We start from the raw sequence: 16,859 nt of genomic DNA, 5'->3' as shown, positions 1-16,859 counted from the left end.
GCCGGCGGGCCTCCAGCCCGGCACGCCGAGGACGCCGGGGAGCCCGTCGTGAGAACCGACCAGCAGTCGCAGCCGGGACCGGTGACCAGCACGCGCGCCAACCCCGCGAACAAGGCCGAGGCCCTGGCCGACTGGACCGACGGCCGGGTCGGCATCTACTCCCTGGCCAAGGCCAATCTGCGCAAGATCTTCCCGGACCACTGGTCCTTCATGCTGGGCGAGATCGCGCTCTACACCTTCGTCATCATCATCATCACCGGCGTCTGGCTGACCCTCTTCTTCAAGCCGAGCATGGGCGAGGTCATCTACGACGGCTCGTACGTCCCGCTCAAGGGCATCCAGATGTCGGAGGCCTACGCCTCGACCATCGACATCAGCTTCGAGGTGCGCGGCGGCCTGCTGATGCGCCAGGTCCACCACTGGGCGGCGATCGTGTTCGTCGCCTCGATGCTGACGCACATGATGCGCGTCTTCTTCACCGGCGCGTTCCGCAAGCCCCGCGAGATCAACTGGGTCTTCGGCGCGCTGCTGCTGTTCCTCGGCATGTTCGACGGCTTCATGGGCTACTCGCTGCCGGACGACCTGCTCTCCGGCACCGGCATCCGGTTCATGGAGGGCGCCGTCCTGGCCGTGCCGATCGTCGGCTCGTACCTGCAGTTCTTCATGTTCGGCGGCGAGTTCCCCGGCCAGGACATCGTGCCGCGGCTGTTCACCGTGCACGTGCTGCTGATCCCGGGGGTCATGGTGGGCCTGCTCGCGGCGCACCTGATCCTGGTCTTCTACCACAAGCACACCCAGTTCGCCGGGCCCGGCCGGACCAACGACAACGTGGTCGGCATGCCGCTGATGCCGGTCTACATGGCCAAGGCCGGCGGCTTCTTCTTCCTGGTCTTCGGCGTGGTCGCGTTCATGTCGGCGATCGCCACCGTCAACCCGATCTGGGCCTACGGCCCCTACCGGCCCGACCAGGTGTCCACCGACGCCCAGCCGGACTGGTACATGGGCTTCTCCGAGGGCCTGGTGCGCGTGATGCCCGGCTGGGAGATCAGCGTCTGGGGCGGCCACACCCTGAACCTCGGGGTGTTCGTCCCGCTGATGGTCTTCCCGACCGTGCTGCTGATCATCTGGTGCTACCCGTTCCTGGAGGCCTGGGTCACCGGGGACCGCGGCGAGCACCACATCGCCGACCGGCCGCGCAACGCACCGGTGCGCACGGCCGTCGGCGCGGCCTGGATCGGCCTCTACCTGATCCTGCTGGCCGGCGGCGGCAACGACCTGCTCGCCACCCACTTCCAGCTGTCGATCAACGCGATCACCTACGCGGTGCGCACCGGCTTCTTCGTCGTGCCGGTGGTCGTCTTCGTGGTCACCAAGCGGTGGTGCCTGGGCCTGCAGCGGCGCGACAAGGAGAAGGTCCTGCACGGCCGGGAGACCGGCGTCATCAACCGGCTCCAGCACGGCGAGTTCGTCGAGGTGCACGCCCCGCTCCCGCCGGGCCGGATGTTCACCCTCACCGCGCACGAGCAGCCGCAGCCGGAGGACCTGCCGCCGGAGGTGGACGAGAACGGGGTGGTCCGCAAGGCCGGGCTGTTCGCCCGGGCGAGGGCCAAGCTGTCCCGCGGCTTCTACGGCGAGGGCAGTCAGATCGCCAAGCCCACCGCCGAGGAGCACCAGGAGATCAGCAGCGGCCACGGCCACCACTGATCCCCGCGCACGCCCGAGGGCCCGCTGCGCCGTTGACGGCGCGGCGGGCCCTCGGGCGTGCCGGCGGATCGACCCGGCTCAGGCCTCAGGCCCGCAGGGCCGCCGGGACGACGGCGAACAGCGCCGCCGCCAGGGTGACGGAGAGGCAGAGCGCGGCCCAGCGGGCGCAGATCCGGCGGCACTCGCTGCGGTAGCGGGCGGCCAGTCGGCGGCAGCGCTCGACGGCGCGGTCGACGACCTCCTCGGCGTAGCGCAGGCGGTCGGCGGCGTAGGCCTGCTCCAGGCTCTCCCGCTCCGCGGCGGGCAGCCACGGGAACTGCCCGGCGAAGGCCCGGGCGTCCCGTTCGGCCGCCGCCACCTCGGCCTCCCAGGCGAGATAGCCCTCCAGCCGGGCGATCTCCGCCCGGGCGTTCACCCGGCCGCCCCCGGCGGGCCGGCCCTGCCGAGGGGTCCGCGCTCCCGGCGGACGCTGTCTGCCACCCATGACCGCTCCTCATGTCCTGTCGAGGCGTGCTGTCGGGACGCCCTGTCGAACCGTCCCGCCGAACCGGCGCGGGAGACCGCTCCGCAACCAGGCCACTACTATCAGTGACCACACGGGCGGGCAGGGCGACTCGCCGAGCCGCCGCGCGACTCCTCGCAACCCCGCCGGGCCGGCTCCGCCCCGGAGTGTCGGCTCCGAAAAAGTTGCGTGCCACGCACTCTTGCGCGGCCCGCAGGTTTCCGGGGAGAGTGGTGGGCATGACGAAGAGTCAGATCGGTCTGCGGGAACGGAAGAAGGCCGCGACCCGGGAGGCACTGAGCTGGGCCGCACTGCGCCTGGCGGTGGAACGGGGCCTGGAGAACGTCCGGGTGGAGGACATCGCGGCCGCGGCCGGGGTGTCACCGCGCACCTACAACAACTACTTCTCCAGCAAGGCCGAGGCCATCGTCTCCCGGCACTGCGACCGCATCCGGCTCGTCGGCGAGGCGCTGCGCGAGCGGCCCTTGGCCGAACCTCTCTGGGAGGCGCTCACCCGGGCCACCCTCGCACCCTTCGACGGCGCGGCGGAGCAGCCGGACCCGCGGTGGACCGCCGCGGTGCGGCTACTGCTGCGCGAACCGGCCCTCCAGGCCGAGCTGGCCCGCGCCGGCGCGGACGCCGAGGCCGGGCTCGCCGCGGCGGTGGCCGCCCGGACCGGGGCCGACCCCGGCGGCCTCCACCCCAGACTGGTCGCCGCCGGCGTCCTGGCCGCGCTCAGGGCGGCCAGCGACGTATGGCTGCGCGCCGACCCGCCGGTACCGCTGCAACCGCTCCTGGCGGAGGCGCTGCGGCAGCTGGCGGCCGGCCTCCCCGAACCGTCGTCCTCGTGAACTCACCTTCGCACAGGGGGATTTACCATGACCCACGATGTCATCATCGCCGGCGCCGGCCCGAACGGGCTGATGCTGGCCTGCGAACTGGCGCTGGCCGGAGTCCGGCCGGTGGTGCTGGACCGGCTGGCCGAACGTTCGTCGGAGCAGAAGGCGAACGGGCTGGTCGGCCAGGTGATCCGGCTGCTGGACCACCGCGGCCTGTACGAGCGGCTCGGCGGCCCGGGCGCCCCGGCCCCGGTGCCCCGCTTCGTGTTCGGCGCGTTCCCGCTGGACCTCCGGGAGCTCGACGGCAACCCGCTGTACGCCCTGCCGGTGCCGCAGCACCGGATCGAGCAGGCCCTGGCGGAGCGGGCCCGCGAACTCGGCGTGACCGTGCACCACGGCCGTGAGGTCACCGGTCTGACCCAGGACGAGGCGGGGGTGACCGTCGAGGTCCACGGACCGGACGGGCCGCAGCGGCTGCGCGCCCGGTACCTGGTCGGCGCCGACGGCGGCCGCAGCACCGTCCGCAAGCTGGCCGGGATCGGCTTCCCCGGGGTCACCTCGCCCGACCCCGTCGCGCGCATCGCCCACGTGCGCCCGCCCGAGGGGCTGCAGGTGCTCGACACCGGCGAGGTCCTGCTGCCCGGCTGCCCGACGCCGTTCCGCCCGTTCACCCACACCCGCACCGCGCACGGGGTGTTCGTGCTCGCCCCGATGGGCCCGGAACTCGCCATGATGGCCACCATGGAGTGGGACGGCCCGCCCGTCGACGAGACCGTGCCGGCCACGCTGGACGAACTGCGCGCCAGCGTCCGCCGGGTGACCGGCGCCGACCTGCCGCTCGCCCCGGCCGGCACGCCCGGCGCGCACACCCCGCGCCGCCAGGTCGGGCACAACACCCGGCTCGCCGAGCGCTACCGCGAGGGCCGGGTGCTGCTGGTCGGCGACGCCGCGCACGTGCACGCCGCCACCGGCGGTCCGGGCCTCAACCTCGGCCTCCAGGACGCCGCGAACCTCGGCTGGAAGCTGGCCGCCGACCTCCAGGGCTGGGCCCCGCCCGGCCTGCTGGACAGCTACCACCGCGAGCGGTACCCCGTCGGCGAACGGGTCTTCATGCACTCGCAGGCCCAGATGGCCCTGATGTCCCCGGGCCCGGCCGTCACCGCCCTGCGCGCCCTGTTCGGCGAACTGCTCGCGTACCAGGACAACCTCGGGCGGATCGCCGCGCTCATGGCGGGCAGCGACGTCCGGTACGACACCGACTGCCCGCACCCGCTCGCCGGCGGCTTCGCGCCGGACCTCCCGCTGACCACCGCCGCCGGCCCCACCCGGCTCGCCGAACTGGCCCGCGGCGGCCGGGCCCTGCTGCTCGACCTCGCGGGGGGCTCACCACGGCTCGCCGACCTCGCGGCCGACTGGAAGGGCCGGGTGGACGTGCTCACGGCCGACTGCCCGCAACCGCCCGCCGGCGCGCTGCTGGTGCGCCCGGACGGCTACGTCGCCTGGGCCGCCGCTCCCGGGGAGGAGGATCCGGAGGGGCTGCTGCGCGCGCTGCACGCCTGGTTCGGCGAACCGGACTCCGCCCGCTGCTGAGCACCCGCACCCGGACGCCCCACCGGCCCCGGTCGGGGCGGCCGGGGCCGGGGGGAGAGAATGGACCGCATGTCCCCACGTCGCCCCGCGCCCCGCGCCGCCGCCTCCGCGCCCCGGCTGCTGCCCTCCTCCCCCTGCCCCTGCGGCCTGCCCGCCGCCTACGGCGACTGCTGCGGGCGGCTGCACCGCGGCCAGACGGCGGCCACCACCGCCGAGTCCCTGATGCGCTCGCGGTACAGCGCCTTCGCCGCCCAGGACGAGGCGTACCTGCTGCGCACCTGGCACCCGGACACCCGGCCCGCCGAGGTGGACTTCGACCCGGCGCTGCGCTGGACCGGCCTGGAGGTGGTGTCCACCACCGAGGGCGGCGCCTTCCACGCGGAGGGCACGGTCGCCTTCCGGGCGCACTGGACCGAGGGCCGCGAGCAGGGCGTGCTCACCGAGCACAGCCGGTTCGTCCGGCACGAGGGCGCCTGGGTGTACCTCGACGCACTCTCGCTCGGCTGACCCTCGGGGTCCTCGGGGCCCTCGGGGTCCTCGGGGTCCTCGGGGTCCTCGACGGGCGAACTCCTACAGGTAGTCGTCCAGCCGGCCGAGGGCGAAGCCCTGCGCGGTGACGTCGTTGACGACCTTGCGGAGCAGGTCCGGCATCGAAGCCTTCCAGAGGTCGACGCCCCGGAAGTGGGTGAGGATGATGTCGCCCGGGTGGAGCTTCCGGTCGTTGTAGCGCCACTCCATGTGGTCCGGGAAGGCCTCCTCGTTCCACAGCGGCACCGCCTGGATCCCGCAGGACGCCGCCGCGCGCAGCGTGTCGTCGTTGTACTCGCCGTACGGGGGCCGGAACAGCCGGGGGCGGACGCCGATCTGCTTCTCCAGCTGGTCCTGCTGACGGCAGATCTCGTCGCGCTGGGCCCCGTAGTCGAGGACCTTCAGGTTGCGGTGGTTGATGGTGTGGTTGTTGATCTCCACCCCCTGGGCGTGCAGGTCGCGGAAGTAGCCGTAGTTCTCGCGGGCCAGGTAGTCGGAGATGTAGGTGCTGAGCGGGATGCCGAGTTCGTCGGCCATCCGGGAGAACTCCGGGTCCTTCTCGGAGCCGTCGTCGACGGTGAGGAAGACCACCTTCTCGTCGGTCGGCACCCGGTAGACCACCGGCGGCCGCCCCTCCTTGAGCTTCACGCCCTGCGACTGGGCCAGTACCGGCCTGGTCGCCGGGCGTGGCGGCGCCTTCAGCGGCGGGGCCTCCAGGCCCCATCGGTGCGCGGTCTCCAGGGCCGCCCCGGTTTCCGACTCCTGGCGGGCGACCGCCTCGGTGCCGGCCTCCTCCTCCTTGCGGGCCAGGCCCGGCAGCACCGGCAGCGCCTCGGGCGGGCGGCCGACCCCGTGTTCGACGACGGGCACGGCACCCGGCGCGGGCGGGACGACAGCCGGCCGCGCGGGGTCGACCGGCCCGGCACAGCCGGCGGCGACGGCGGAGAGGCAGACGGTGGCCAGCAGACCGGTCCGCACACCCGCCCGCACACCGGCGCCGCGTCCCTGAATTCCCCTCAAACCCGCATTAATGCGATGATTTGATGATCTGTTCATAGCAGCACTGCTCCCCCGCAGCGCACCCCCGCCAATCCCCTCATCACCCGTGCGGGGCAACGACGCGCCGGGCCCCTTGCCCTTCCTTTGCCGAACCAGCCGGGCACCCGAACCGGCCGGGCACCCGAGTCGACCGGGCACCCGCGCGAAAACCCGATTGCGGCCCGGGCCGGCGACCACCGATCATGCGCCCATGACCGACACCGCGCCCCGCACCGCCCGCCTCTGGTCCGTCGCCACGGCGGACGTCACCGCACCCGAGGCCCTGGCCCTACTGCGCGAGTACTACTACGACGTGGCCAACCGCTACTACCGCCTGCACCTCGGCCGCGAAGGCACCCCCGAGGAACTGGAGTCGGGGCTGGCCGGCTCCCCCAGCGACGACCTCGCCGCACCGGACGGGCTCTTCCTGCTCGGCCACTACGACGGCGCGGCCCAGTCCTGCGCCGGGCTGCGCCGGCGCGACGCCGACACCGTCGAGCTGACCCGGGTGTTCGTCCGCCCCGGCCTGCGCGGCACCGGCGGCGGCGCCCGGCTGCTCGCCGCCGTCGACGAGGCCGCCCGCTCGCTCGACGCCCGGCGGATCGTCCTCGACACCCGCCTCGACCTGGTCGAGGCCCGCGCGCTCTACACCCGCCACGGCTACCGCGAGATCCCCGCCTACAGCAGCGGCCCGTACGCCCAGGTCTGGTACGCCAAGGAGCTGGCCGGCTAACCCGCCTGTGTCAGGGCGGCCGTCAGCTCCGCCGTCGAGGGCGGGTTGGCGCCGGGGCGGGAGACGGTCAGCGCGGCGGCCGTCACCGCCTGGGTGAGGCAGCCGGCGAGGTCGGCGCCGGCGGCGCGGGCGTGCAGGAAAGCCGCCGTGAAGGAGTCCCCGGCGCCGACGGTGTCGGCGACCGGCACCGGAACGGCTGCGGCCCGCGCGTGCCCGCCCCCGGCGGTGAGCGCGAACGCGCCGTCGGCACCCAGGGTCACCGCGACCACGGCCGGGCCGAGGGCGAGCCAGCGGCGCGCGACCGCCTCCGCGTCCTCGCCGGGGTAGAGCCAGGCCAGGTCCTCGTCGCTCGCCTTGACCACGTCGCTCAGCGCCACGCAGCGCTCGACCCGCCGCACGGCCTGCGCCCGCTCGCCCATCAGCGCGGGGCGCACGTTCGGGTCGTAACTGATCTGCGACCGGCCGCGCCACCGCTCGACCAGCGCCAGCACCGCCGCCGCGCCCGGGTCGGTGACCGCCCCGATCGAGCCGAGGTGGATCGCGCCCGGCGCTTCGGCGAGTTCGGTCGGCGGCAACGTCCAGCCGATGTCGAAGGTGTAGCGCGCCCGCCCCTGTCCGTCGAGGCGCACCACGGCCGAGGGGGTCCGCTCCACCCCCGCGGCCCGGACCACCACCCCCGCCGACTCCAGGTGCGCCCGGATCAGCCGGCCGTTGGCGTCGTCCCCGAGCTGGGTGAGCAGGGTGGCGGGCCGCCCCAACCGGGCCAGGCCGTACGCGACGTTCGCGGGGCTGCCGCCGGGGTGGACGGTGTCCGGGGCGCCATCCGTGCGGACGACGTCGGCGACGCACTCACCGATCACCAGAACGTGCGAATCGGGGCTGGTCACGGCGGCTCCTGGCATCCGGTACGCGGGCGTCGTCTCGGCCGCCAGCCTACGGGGTGCACCCGGGCATGAAGGACGGCCGCCGGACCTGGCCAGGTTCTCCGACGGCCGTGGCCTCGTCCGTCAGGGGGCGAAGCACTTCGAACGTTAGTCAGCGCGTGGCGGCCCCGCCATCGCTGTAGGCCGTCCGGGGGATGGCCTCGTGTCGACAGCCGTCCGGGCGGCGGCGCCGGGCGGGCGCCCCGGTCCGCTAGGGTCCGTGCCCGGTGCGTCGCGCACGTACCGCCGCCAGGCCCCTCGGGGCCACGACTCCCGAAGTGCGGTGATCGCCCTGTCCAGGCCCCGTCTCGGCCTCGTCCTCCCCCTCGTGCTCAGTGCGGCACTGCTGTCCGCCGGCGCCAGGGCCGCCACCGCCGCGGACGGCCTCGGCGACCCGGTCTTCCCCTCGCTCGGCAACAGCGGGTACGACGCCCTCGCCTACGACCTGTCCTTCGACTACCGGGCCGCTACCCGCACCGTCGACGCGACCGCGGTGATCACCGCCCGGCCGTCCCGCACCCTGGCGCGCCTGGAGCTGGACGCGCTGGGCCTGACCGTGCACGCCGTCCGGGTCGACGGGCGCCCGGCGGGGTTCGCCGCCCACGACGAGAAGCTGACCATCACCCCGGCCCGGCCCCTGCACCGCGGCACCACCGCGCGGCTGACCGTCGAGTACACCGCCGACCCGCGCGCCAGGCTCCCGCACACCGGCTGGGTCCCGACCCCGGACGGCTTCGCGGTGGCCGGCCAGCCGGACAGCGCGCACACCGTCTTCCCGTGCAACGACCACCCCAGCGACAAGGCCCGGTTCAGCATCGCCGTCACCGCGCCCGACGGCCTGCTGGGCGTCGCCAACGGGGAGTTGGCGCAGACCGAACGGCTCGGCGACGGCCGGACCACCCGGCGGTACGCCTCCCGCGAGCCGATGGCCACCGAGCTGGTGCAGGTCTCCGTCGGGAACTACACCGTCCGCGAGCGCACCGGCCCGCACGGCCTGCCGCTGCGCGACGTCGTCCCGACCGCCCGGGCCGCCGAACTCGAACCCGCCCTGGCGCTCACCGCCGACCAGCTGACCTGGGCCGAGCAGCACCTCGGGCCGTTCCCCTTCGAGACCTACGGCCTCCTGCCGGCCGACACCGACGACCCGGCCGCGTTCGGCTTCACCGGCCTGGAGACCCAGACCCTCACCCTCTACAAGCCGGGCTTCCTGCGCCAGCCCGAGTCCGCGATCGGCTCGCACCAGATGCACGAGCTGGTGCACTCCTGGTTCGGCGACAGCGTCTCCCCCGCCAGCTGGGCGGACCTGTGGCTCAACGAGGGGCACGCCGACTACTACGCCCTGGTCTACCGCTACGAGCGCGGCTGGCCGGACGCCTGGGGCCACACCACCCTGGTCGACCGGATGCGGGCCCTCTACCGCCTCGGCGACCAGTGGCGGCACGACTCCGGACCGGTCGCCGCTCCCAGCGCCGCCAAGCTCTTCGACAGCCAGCGCTACACCGGCGGCGCGCTGGTGCTGTTCGCGCTGCGCGAGCGGGTCGGCGCCGAGGCCTTCGACCGGATCGAGCGCACCTTCCTGCGCGAGCACCGGTACGGCACCGCCAGCACCCAGGACTACCTGCGCGCCGCCTCCGAGGTCTCCGGCAAGGGCCTCTCCGGCTTCCTCACCGACTGGTTGTACGGGCTGCGCACCCCGCCGATGCCCGGCCACCCCGACTGGACGGTCGCCCCGGTGACCGCGGACCCGGCGGCCGCCGCCCGCGGTGTCCCCACCGAGGCGCCGCACGGCTCCGGGACGCTCTGACCCACCGTCGCCCGGCCGGCCCGATCCGCGGTCCGGCCTGATCCGTGGCCCGCCCGATCCGCGGTCCGCCGCCCCCTGCGTCCCACCCGTACGCCCCTGGCGCGCCGCATCGTGCACCCGGACGCCCCGTGAGCGCCTCTGGCCGGACGGGCCCGACGGGGCCATCGTGGTGCCCACGGCCCGCCCGCCGCCCGGCCGAGTCCCGGCCGGCTCGCGGGCCGTCCAACCTCCCCGCGCCGGCCGGCCGAAAATCCCCGCGCCCGGAAGACAACCCGGAACACCGTCCAGCACGTTCATCAGCTGTGAGTAGGACACCACGATCGCGGCCCAGCAGGCCGCCACGGCTGACAGGGACGGCACGGACACCATGGCGGGGACGGCGGGATGAGGGATGGCACACCGGACTTCGAGGAGTTCGTCTCCGCCTGCGGCCCGAAGATGCTGCGGGTGGCCTGGCTGTTGACCGGCGACCCGCACCAGGCCGAGGATCTGCTGCAGACCGCGCTCGCCAAGGTCTGGCCCAAATGGGACCGGATCTCCATCGACCGGCCCGAGGCCTACCTGCGGAAGGTGCTGGTCAACTGCAACGTCTCCTGGTGGCGCCGCCGCTGGACCGGCGAACTGCCGCACGGCGAACTGCCGGAGCCGCCGCCGGCCAGCGCGGACCCGTACGAAGGGGTGGTGCTCGGAGAGGTGGTCGCCCAGGCCGTCCGTGCCCTGCCGCCGCGCCAACGGGCCGTGGTGGTGCTGCGCTTCTTCGAGGACCTCAGCGTCGAGGAGACCGCCGAGGTCCTGGGCTGCAGCACCGGCACGGTCAAGAGCCAGACGCACCGCGCGCTCGCCGCGCTGCGCGGTCGGCTGCCGGCCCGGGAACTGCTGCTGGCGGGGGGACCTCGTGATCGGTACTGACCTGCTGGACCCGGACGACCCGAGGCCGGACGGCGGTGAGGGCGAGGACGAGCTGCGGATCCTGCTCCACCAGGCCGTACCGGAGCTCGCCACGCCCGAGGACCGGATGGAACGGGTACGCGCCCGCGCCATCGGCACCCAACGCCGACGGCGGGCCGCCGGGCTCGGGGCCGGACTGACCGCCGGGCTGGTCGCCGCGGCGCTGGCCGCCGCGCCCGCGATCGCGCCCACGCCGGAGCGCGGGGTGGCGGCGGGGCCGAGCGTGGCGGCCGGACCGGCCGAGACGGTGCCGGGCGGGGAGCCTCCCGTTCCGACGGCCGGCGCCGGCGCCAGCGCGACACCGACCATGGTGCCGACGGCCAGGTCCCAGGTCCACTTCCCGTCGTACCCGAACGTGGCGCTCGACCTGCCGAGCGGCTGGTACAGCCAGAGCACCTTCAGCGGCGACCCCCGGAACGGCATCGGCTACCTGGCCAACGGGCCGATCGGCCCCGTGTCCCCCTGCCGGACGGCGGGCATCGCCTGCCCGGGCGACACGCTGTTGCCCGTCGGCGGCGCCCTCCTCACCCTCCGGTTGGTGGACCAACCGGACCTGGTCGGGAAGTTCACCACCTCATCGGCCGTCACCTCCGACATCGCGCTCGACAAGGAATGCCTCACGCTCGGCGGCACCCGGGAACTCATCGGCCACCGGGCCGTCGCCCGGACCGGCACGCTGGTGCTGATCCAGCTGACGGCCTGCATGCGGGTGCCGTCGCACGTGACGATCCAGCAGGTGCAGCAGGTGCTGGACTCGATCCGGGCCGCCGAGGGGAGCAGTCCCTCGCCGACCACGACCCGCTGAGGACCGTCCGGGCCGCGCTGGCCGCCCCGCGTTCAGTGTCAGTGGCTCCTGCTAGCGTCCCGAGCACGATCAGAGAACGGGGGTCCTCTCATGGGTGGCGAGCGGCGACGGGCAGGTGCCGGGGGCTGCGACCGGTGGACGGCGCGGCGGAACGGCGAAGGTGGCGTGGTGGCCCTGCGGGGTGCGGACGTCCTGCCGATCACCGGCGGGCTGATACCCGGGGTCTGGTCGGTCTCCTCGGGTGCTGCCGGGCGGGCGTTCCACCGGTCCTGACGCGGCCGTGACACGACGGTGCGGGCCCGGCGGCCGTTGCCGGGCCCGCACCGGGCGGGTCAGTACCGGGCGGCTCAGTACCGCAGGACGGCCGCGATGTGGCCGCGGGCGTCGAGTTCGCCGGTGGGGACGAACTGCACCTTGGCGCCGGTGTCGAGGGCGCGCTCCACGATCTCGTCGACCATGTCCTCGCGGACGTCGGGCTCACCGGCTGCCGCCGGGACGAGGTGGTTGTCGGTCACCCGGACGGGCTGCCAGTAGTCCTCCTCCACCGCGACCACCGCGGCGCGGCCCTCGGCGACGGTCTGCCAGACCTCGTCGATGCCGGCGGCCAGGCCCTTCACACCCTGGGCCTGGTCGAGGCGCTCGTGCAGCTCGGTGACGGCCTTGCTGCCCTGCTCGGCGACCGTGGACCGGACGGCCTCGGCCACCGCGGCGGCGGCGGCATGGCCGAGGCCGCCGCGCGAGACCTGGGCGGTGGCGCGCTTGGCGGCGGTGCCGACCTCGTCGAGCAGGGAGATCGCGGCGGCCTCGCCGAGCACGTACAGCGGGCGGTTGTCGGCCTCCAGCACGGCGGCCAGCGCGGTGTCAGCCGAACGCAGGAAGCGGCGGGTCTCCTCGTCGCGGAAGGTGCTCGGTACGTCCCCGATCCGCTCCTTGCGCTCGACGTCCCAGTCCTGCGGGACCTGGTCGAGCGGGAAGGCGGCACTCGTGTGCTCGGCCAGGTGCGCTCCGCTGCCGCTGAACAGGGCGACCCGGTCGGCGGCGACGGTCAGCACCCAGTAGGGCGCACCGGCGGTGTAGGCGGAGACCAGGTTGCGGGTCAGGAAGGTCTCGGACAGCACGACCCGGGCGGGCACCGGGCGCGGCAGGGACCACACCTGGTGCTCGCCGGGGGCGGCGTAGATCACCAGGCCGTCCTCGGCGTGCACGAGGTCGACCTCGGTGAGCGCGCGGTCCAGCTGCTCGACGACGTCCAGCCGGTCGGCCCGGCTGACCGCCTCGTCGGCGTGCAGCCGGTTCTTCGCCTCGGCGACGAGGTTGCGCAGGCGGACCGGATCCTGGGTGTTGTCGGGCTCGCTGCGGTGGGTGGGCAGCAGAACGGAGACGGCCGGGTAGCGCCGGGGGCGGCGCAGCTCGGCGAGGACGGCTGGCGTGAGCTCGGCTGCGTGCATCGGGTGCCCTTCGTGTCGCGGTGGGGGGTCCTGGTCGATGAGACCGACGTCGATGAGACCGAAAGTGTGGTGATTCAACCGATTTGCCGGAATCATTCCCGACCCCTCCCCATCCCACCGCCCTCCCACGCCTCCCGCCACCGGAAAAGGCCCGGCGCCCGGCAGCCCGTCCGGCGCCCGCGGCGCCGCCGTTCGGCCGACCGGCCGTCACCGGGCTGCGGCTGTGCCACGGCCCCGGCCGCACGGCCACGGACGAGGGAATCCGCCGCCGCCCTCGTAACCCGCCCGGCGGATCGTCGTTGGACCCGCCATGAAGAAGCGCAGCATGCTCGCCGTCGCCTCGCTCGCCGTGGGTTTCGTGGCCTCGCTCACCGCACCGAGTGCGCACGCCAGTGCCGTCGGGGGGCAGGACGGAATGTCCGGGTCGCTGACCAGTGCGCCGGACGCGTTGCCGGGGCAGGTCGGGGACGCGGGCGGCGTGGTCGGGGAGGCGATCGGGTACGTGACGGGCTCGGCCGACGGACTGGTCGGGGTCACCCCCGCATAGCTCCCCCGCATAGCTCGCAGCAGCGCGGCGTCAGGACAGCGGGGCGGTGCGGCGTCAGGGCAGCTGGGCGCCGAGGTCCTGGGTCCAGTAGACGCCGGCGGGGCCGGTGGCCAGACCGATGCCGACGTCCTTGAAGCCGCAGTCCAGCATGTTGGTCTGGTGGATGCCGCCGTCCATCCAGTGGGCGACCACCGTGGCGGGGGACGTCGGGCCCCGGTCGAGGTTCTCGCCCCACTGGGACCAGCGGTAGCCGACGGCGGTCAGCCGGGCGTCGGTGCGGACGCCGTCCGGGTTGACGTGGTCGAAGAAGCCGCGGGCGACCATGTCGTCGGCGTGCTTCTGGGCGGCCGTGTGCAGTCGGGGGTCGATCCGCAGGGGGGCGCAGCCCACCTTGCCGCGTTCGGCGTTGACGAGGTCGACGAGTTGGCGCTCCGGGCTGGGCGGCGGCGGGGCCACCGACCGGGTGGCGGTGGGTGACGGCGTGGCCGTCGCCGTCTCGCTGGGGGTCGGCGTGGGCGTGGCCGCCAGCGTGACCGGGGCGGAGGCCGGGGTCGCGGTGGGCACCGGGGCGGCGGGAGCGGCGGCCGGGGTGGTGGGTTCGGGGGCCGCCTCCAGCGGGGTTTCGGCGGGGTGCGACCAGACCAGGGCGAGGGTGGTGACGGTCACCACCGCCACCGCACCGCTCGCCAGGACGGCCTTGCGCGCGGCCGTCCCGGCCCAACCACCATGGGTGCTCGCGGCGGTCGGGGCGGCGGTGGCGACGGTGGCCGCGGTGTGCTGGAAGTGCAGCAGCGCGGGCGAGCCGAGCGGGATCGGCACCAGGGCGAGGCCGGCCAGCAGCCCTTCGGCGGGGAAGAGGTCGCGGCCGAGGCGGTCGCAGGTGGCGCAGCCGCGGATGTGGCGGGCGATGCGCTTGCGCCACACGGAGTTGGGGGTGCCGTCGAAACCGGTGGTGACGTCGGCGAGTTCGGGGCAGCGGGGGTAGGCGCCGAGGGCGCGGACGACGATCCGGCCGGCTTCGAGCTGCTTCTTCATCCGCTGCACACGGACGGCGGTGTGCTGCGGGGTCAGGTCGAGGGCTTCGGCCAGTTCGGCGCGGGTGAGTTCGCCGCTGGCCTCCAGCCACCAGAGGGCGAGGAGCTCGCGGTCGTCGGGGTCGAGCCAGCGGGTGGCCTCGGCGACTTCCCGGCGCTGGCCGGAGAGGCCGAGGCGCAGGACGGTGAGGTCGGTGAAGTCGGCCCTGGGGTCGGCGAGTTCCCAGGTCTCGTCGAGGCCGCCGACGGTGGGCTGCTGCTGGCCGGCGGCGTGGCGGCGACGGATCTGGTTCATGGTGATGGCGACCAGCCAGGAGCGGAAGGACTCCGGCTCGCGCAGCCCGTCCAGGCCGTCCAGGGCGCGGATCATGGTCTCCTGGGCGACGTCGTCGACGTCGGCGTGACCGTCCAGGGCGCGCCCGGCGACGTTGTAGACGAGCGGCAGCCAGGCGGCGACCAGCGCCTCCTGGGCCTGCCGGTCGCCCGCCTGGGCCGCGCGTACCAGGGTGGTCCCGGTCCTGTTCTGCACGTCAGCGTTCATGGTCCGCACTCCGTCTTGCCGTGTTCCGTTCGCCGCTGCCTCCTCGGAGACCTGTGGTGAGTGATCAGATAACAACAATTTGCGCGGAATCGGAAAACGGGCCCTGCCGGAGGGCCGGTCAGGCCGGGGCCGCGAAGACCTGGGTCCACCAGGGGCCGCCCGAACCGGTCCGCACACCGACCCCGAGCTGCTTGAACGCGCAGTTCAGGATGTTCGCACGGTGACCGGGGCTGTTCATCCAGGACTCCATCACCGCGGCCGGGTCCTTCTGGCCGCGGGCGATGTTCTCGCCCCAGGTGCTCCAGCGGTAGCCGGTCGCCTCGATGCGGTGGTCGGCGTGGTCTCCGTCGGGGCTGGCGTGGTCGAAGTAGTTGCGGTCCGCCATGTCGTCGCTGTGCGACTGGGCGGCGCTGGCCAGCCGGGGCTCGGCGCTGACCGGGCCGCAGCCGGCCTTGGCACGTTCGACGTTGACCAGGTCGACGACCTGCTGGGCGGAGGAGGGCGCGGCGCCGCCGCCGACCGGGGTGGGCACCGAGGCGCTCGTAGGGGCCCCGGTGCGCTGCGCGGCGGCCGGGGTGCCGGTGGGCTTGGCGGGAGCGGGAGCGGTCACGGGCGTGCTCGGGCCCGGCTTCCCGGTGGCCGTCGGGGTCGGCGTCGCCCTCGCGGTCGCCGGGGCCGTCGGGGACGCCGGGGCGGCGGGAGTGGTCGCGGCAGCACTGGCCGGAGCCGACGCCGGGTCGGTGGCGGCCGAGGTGGCCGGGGTGACCGACGGCGCGGCGACGTCGGGGCCCGCTCCCCCGGCGCCGGGGACCTGGATGCCATCGTGGGTGCCGGCCTCGGCGGCTATCAGGGCGGCGTCCGCCGCCATCGCCTGGCCGGTGGTGTCCCGGTCGGCCTGCTTGCCGCCGTAGGCCGCGTAGCCGGCGCCGACCAGGGCGGCGAGCAGTCCGGTGCCAGCCACGGCGGCGGCGACGGCGGCGACCGGACCGACCGGGCCGCGCCGTCGGGCCCGGCGGCCCCGGCCTCCGGGGCGTTCCGTGTGCCGCTGGGCGGCCCGACGCGCGGCGCGGCCGCCGGGTCGGCCGGAAGCTCCGCTCCGTGCACCGCTCTCGGCACCGATCGCCGGGAGGATGGTCGTCCTGTCGTCGCTGTTCACGTGCCCACGCTTTCTGTCCGGGTCGGCGGGTCGGGTGCCGACACCTGGGAGACCGCCCGGCGGCGCGCCGATAACAGAAAGTCCGAACGAATGTCCGGCACCAGGATCACGGGCCCGGCCGCGACCGCACCCGGGGCCCGCTCCCGAGGCCCGCCCTCAGGCCGCCCGGACGCGGGTCACGGGGCGTCCGGGGCCATGTCGTAGGTGACGAACATGGTCCGGGTGGCGACCTGGTCGTACTTGCTGCGGGCGCGGTGGTTGTCGTCGGCGGTGATCCAGCGGACGGTGTTCCAGCCGCGCTCGGCGGCGATCGCCCGCAGCCGGGCCAGCAGCTGGTCCACCGCTCCGCCGCCGCGCACCTCGGGCGCGACGAACAGGTCGTCGAGGAAGCCGCCGACGGCGCCGTGCAGGGGGCGGGCGAAGGGGCGGTAGTGGGCGAGCCCGACCGGCGTGCCGTCGCCGTCGCGGACCAGCAGGCCCTCCAGTTCGTGGTCCGGGTCGTGGAGCCAGGACCAGACCAGTTCGGCCTTCTCCTCCGGCATCGGCACCCGGTAGAACGCGCAGTAGCCACGGAAGAGTTCGCGCCAGGCGGGGTAGTGGGGGGGGGGCCCGGCCGCCCCCCCCCCCCCGGGGGGGGGGGGGGGCGGGGGGGCCCCCCCGCGGGGGGGGCCCCCGGGGGGGCGGGGGCGCGGGGGGGGCGCGGGCCCCCCGCCCCCGGC

Annotated in this window: 16 protein-coding genes; 9 read left to right on the top strand and 7 right to left on the bottom strand. The window is 74.8% G+C overall.

Annotation, left to right across the window (positions count from 1 at the left end; genetic code table 11):
• Positions 1-81 precede the first annotated feature (81 nt).
• Positions 82-1,704 carry a cytochrome bc complex cytochrome b subunit gene (locus tag ACFV6D_RS21160; protein ID WP_380345539.1) on the top strand — a complete coding sequence of 541 codons (1,623 nt, stop codon included), beginning with the start codon at positions 82-84 and terminating at the stop codon, positions 1,702-1,704.
• 85 nt (positions 1,705-1,789) lie between these two features.
• On the opposite strand, the gene ACFV6D_RS21155 is transcribed toward ACFV6D_RS21160, so the two are convergent.
• Positions 1,790-2,188 carry a cytochrome C oxidase subunit I gene (locus tag ACFV6D_RS21155; protein ID WP_159398309.1) on the bottom strand — a complete coding sequence of 133 codons (399 nt, stop codon included), beginning with the start codon at positions 2,186-2,188 and terminating at the stop codon, positions 1,790-1,792.
• Positions 2,189-2,445: 257 nt separating this feature from the next.
• On the opposite strand from ACFV6D_RS21155, the gene ACFV6D_RS21150 reads away from it, so the two are divergent.
• The 3 genes from ACFV6D_RS21150 to ACFV6D_RS21140 are packed head-to-tail and all read left to right on the top strand — an operon-like array spanning position 2,446 to position 5,142.
• On the top strand, positions 2,446-3,057 hold the full coding sequence (locus tag ACFV6D_RS21150) for a TetR family transcriptional regulator (protein WP_063346059.1): 612 nt from the start codon (positions 2,446-2,448) through the stop codon (positions 3,055-3,057).
• Positions 3,058-3,084: 27 nt separating this feature from the next.
• A complete protein-coding gene (locus ACFV6D_RS21145) occupies positions 3,085-4,635 on the top strand; it encodes an FAD-dependent monooxygenase (protein WP_380560723.1) in 1,551 nt (516 codons plus the stop codon).
• A gap of 60 nt (positions 4,636-4,695) precedes the next feature.
• Positions 4,696-5,142, top strand: a complete 447-nt coding sequence (locus ACFV6D_RS21140; protein WP_380345511.1) for a YchJ family protein — start codon at positions 4,696-4,698, stop codon at positions 5,140-5,142.
• Between the two features lie 63 nt (positions 5,143-5,205).
• Here the strand turns inward: ACFV6D_RS21140 and ACFV6D_RS21135 are convergent, their stop codons facing one another.
• Positions 5,206-6,183 carry a polysaccharide deacetylase family protein gene (locus ACFV6D_RS21135; protein WP_380493868.1) on the bottom strand — a complete coding sequence of 326 codons (978 nt, stop codon included), beginning with the start codon at positions 6,181-6,183 and terminating at the stop codon, positions 5,206-5,208.
• Positions 6,184-6,412: 229 nt separating this feature from the next.
• Between ACFV6D_RS21135 and ACFV6D_RS21130 the strand changes: the two genes are divergently transcribed.
• Complete coding sequence (locus ACFV6D_RS21130) at positions 6,413-6,934, top strand: GNAT family N-acetyltransferase (RefSeq protein WP_079135345.1); 522 nt, start codon at positions 6,413-6,415, stop codon at positions 6,932-6,934.
• Here the strand turns inward: ACFV6D_RS21130 and ACFV6D_RS21125 are convergent.
• Positions 6,931-7,821 (bottom strand): carbohydrate kinase, encoded by an 891-nt coding sequence (locus ACFV6D_RS21125; protein WP_244293253.1) that lies wholly within the window; start codon positions 7,819-7,821, stop codon positions 6,931-6,933. The genes ACFV6D_RS21130 and ACFV6D_RS21125 overlap by 4 nt on opposite strands.
• A gap of 364 nt (positions 7,822-8,185) precedes the next feature.
• Between ACFV6D_RS21125 and ACFV6D_RS21120 the strand changes: the two genes are divergently transcribed.
• The 3 genes from ACFV6D_RS21120 (at position 8,186) to ACFV6D_RS21110 (ending at position 11,414) form a co-directional block, all read left to right on the top strand.
• Positions 8,186-9,661, top strand: a complete 1,476-nt coding sequence (locus tag ACFV6D_RS21120; protein ID WP_380560722.1) for a M1 family metallopeptidase — start codon at positions 8,186-8,188, stop codon at positions 9,659-9,661.
• Positions 9,662-10,045: 384 nt separating this feature from the next.
• Positions 10,046-10,570, top strand: a complete 525-nt coding sequence (locus ACFV6D_RS21115) for a SigE family RNA polymerase sigma factor (protein ID WP_063346063.1) — start codon at positions 10,046-10,048, stop codon at positions 10,568-10,570.
• Positions 10,557-11,414 (top strand): hypothetical protein, encoded by an 858-nt coding sequence (locus ACFV6D_RS21110; RefSeq protein WP_063346064.1) that lies wholly within the window; start codon positions 10,557-10,559, stop codon positions 11,412-11,414. The genes ACFV6D_RS21115 and ACFV6D_RS21110 overlap by 14 nt, the downstream gene beginning before the upstream one ends.
• A 347-nt stretch (positions 11,415-11,761) precedes the next feature.
• On the opposite strand, the gene ACFV6D_RS21105 is transcribed toward ACFV6D_RS21110, so the two are convergent.
• Positions 11,762-12,862 (bottom strand): chemotaxis protein, encoded by a 1,101-nt coding sequence (locus ACFV6D_RS21105; protein ID WP_380560721.1) that lies wholly within the window; start codon positions 12,860-12,862, stop codon positions 11,762-11,764.
• Positions 12,863-13,172: 310 nt separating this feature from the next.
• Between ACFV6D_RS21105 and ACFV6D_RS21100 the strand changes: the two genes are divergently transcribed.
• Positions 13,173-13,409, top strand: a complete 237-nt coding sequence (locus tag ACFV6D_RS21100; RefSeq protein WP_380560720.1) for a hypothetical protein — start codon at positions 13,173-13,175, stop codon at positions 13,407-13,409.
• Positions 13,410-13,463: 54 nt separating this feature from the next.
• On the opposite strand, the gene ACFV6D_RS21095 is transcribed toward ACFV6D_RS21100, so the two are convergent.
• From ACFV6D_RS21095 to ACFV6D_RS21085, 3 genes are all read right to left on the bottom strand, one after another.
• Complete coding sequence (locus ACFV6D_RS21095) at positions 13,464-14,984, bottom strand: sigma-70 family RNA polymerase sigma factor (RefSeq protein WP_380380216.1); 1,521 nt, start codon at positions 14,982-14,984, stop codon at positions 13,464-13,466.
• Between the two features lie 118 nt (positions 14,985-15,102).
• Positions 15,103-16,140: a CAP domain-containing protein gene (locus tag ACFV6D_RS21090; protein ID WP_380429186.1), complete on the bottom strand. Its 1,038-nt coding sequence runs from the start codon at positions 16,138-16,140 to the stop codon at positions 15,103-15,105.
• A 176-nt stretch (positions 16,141-16,316) separates the two neighbouring features.
• A partial coding sequence (locus tag ACFV6D_RS21085) for a GNAT family N-acetyltransferase (protein ID WP_380560719.1) occupies positions 16,317-16,859 on the bottom strand: 543 nt, incomplete at its 5' end.

It is taken from the genome of Kitasatospora sp. NPDC059812, assembly GCF_042732075.1.
Lineage (GTDB): Bacteria > Actinomycetota > Actinomycetes > Streptomycetales > Streptomycetaceae > Kitasatospora.
Note: the sequence above shows the minus strand (reverse complement) of the source record. Positions and strands in the feature narration are given on the sequence as shown.